This is a genomic window from Halanaerobium sp. ST460_2HS_T2 (assembly GCF_003337665.1).
Lineage (GTDB): Bacteria > Bacillota > Halanaerobiia > Halanaerobiales > Halanaerobiaceae > Halanaerobium > Halanaerobium kushneri.
The window spans coordinates 1-1494 of sequence record NZ_QPJF01000079.1 but is presented as its reverse complement, the minus strand read 5'-3'; the positions used below and the strand labels follow the sequence as shown (position 1 = coordinate 1494).

At 28.2% G+C, this 1494-nt stretch carries 1 protein-coding gene; it reads left to right on the top strand.

The features are described from left to right. The first annotated feature begins 186 nt into the window (after nt 1-186). Nucleotides 187-1449, top strand: a complete 1263-nt coding sequence (locus DFR80_RS15100; protein ID WP_110301376.1) for a transposase — start codon at nt 187-189, stop codon at nt 1447-1449. The last annotated feature ends 45 nt before the right edge of the window (nt 1450-1494 follow it).

Below are 1494 nucleotides of genomic sequence, written 5' to 3'. Positions count from 1 at the left end.
AAGGAGTTTCCCCATTTTTTAAAATAGCAAAAACTTAAAGTTATCAACAGGCAAAATTGTGGATAAATTGTTCTTAGAAACTCTTAAAATAGATTATCCACAGATTACGCAAAAAAGGTGAAACAAGCTCCTGTTTTTGGTATAATTAGTTTACACACAAAAAAACCAAAAAGGAGTTGTTTCACCGTGACTAATTATACCAGATTTATCTATGAAATGAAACGAAAAGTGACTAATTTTTCTAAAAAAATTACTAAAAACCTGTCAAAAACCAAATCTAAATTCCTTACTCAGATGATTTATGGGTTTTTGAAGTCTCAATCAGTTCTTTTAAGTGAGATTTCTCGTGCTCTAAAAGAAGGTATACTGCTTAAAAAAACTATTGAGAGATTATCCAGAAATCTTGAAAATTTTGATAATCAAGAAGAATTAATAGAGGAATATATAAAAAAAATAAAGCCTCATATTAATGACAATACTGTCTTTTGCTGTGACAAATCAGATTTAGTTAAGCCCCACAGCTATGAATTAGAATTACTTGATAGGGTTAGAGATGGAAGTACTGGTGAAACTGAAAAAGGCTATGATACTTTTGAAATTGCTGCTTTAACTGAAAACAAAGAACTACCTATTGAAATATATTCTCGTATCTATTCAAGTCTGGAAAAAGGATTTAAAAGTCAAAATATTGAAGCTTTAAATGGACTGGACTTTGTAGAAAAACATTTTGGTAAAATGGGTATCTATGCCCTTGATAGAGGCTATGATGCTAATAGATACTATAAATATTTTTCTAAAGGAGATAAAGATTTTGTAATTAGAGCTAAAGGAAATCGTAATGTTATCTATAAAGGTAAAAGCATAAATATAGAAAAAGTAGCTGCTCTTTACAAGGGTAAATATGTCTATCATTATAAAAATAAAAAGAATAAAGAAAGACACTTAAAATTCAGCTATGCTCCAATTAAATTACCTGCATTAAAAGATAAAGAACTTACTCTTGTAATTATTAGAGGTCTGGGTAAAAAACCTATGCTTTTAATTAGTAATTTAAGACCTGATGCCAAAAAACTTACACTGGCAATTTTAAAAGCATATATTAGAAGATGGAAAATAGAAGAATATTTCAGATTCAAAAAGCAAAAATTTGATTCAGAAAATTTTAGAGTTAGATCAATAAAAAGAATTAGAAATCTGGACTTAATTTTATCAATAACCATAGGATTTCTAGCTTTATTTTCAGATAAAAAACGAAAGACAAAACTAAGAATTATAGTTAAGAAAGTTTCAGAAAGAATCTATGATATTCCAGACTTTGATTATTATGCGTTAGCTGATGGAATAAGAGAATTATTGACTAAATCATACACTGGAATTGCTTCTTTTTTTGAGAGTTATTACAAAAAACGTCGATCACAAAAGAATTTAAGGCTTTCTTTACCCTTGTGACAGTACGGATAGTTTTTGCTATTTTAAAAAATGGGGAAAGTCTTT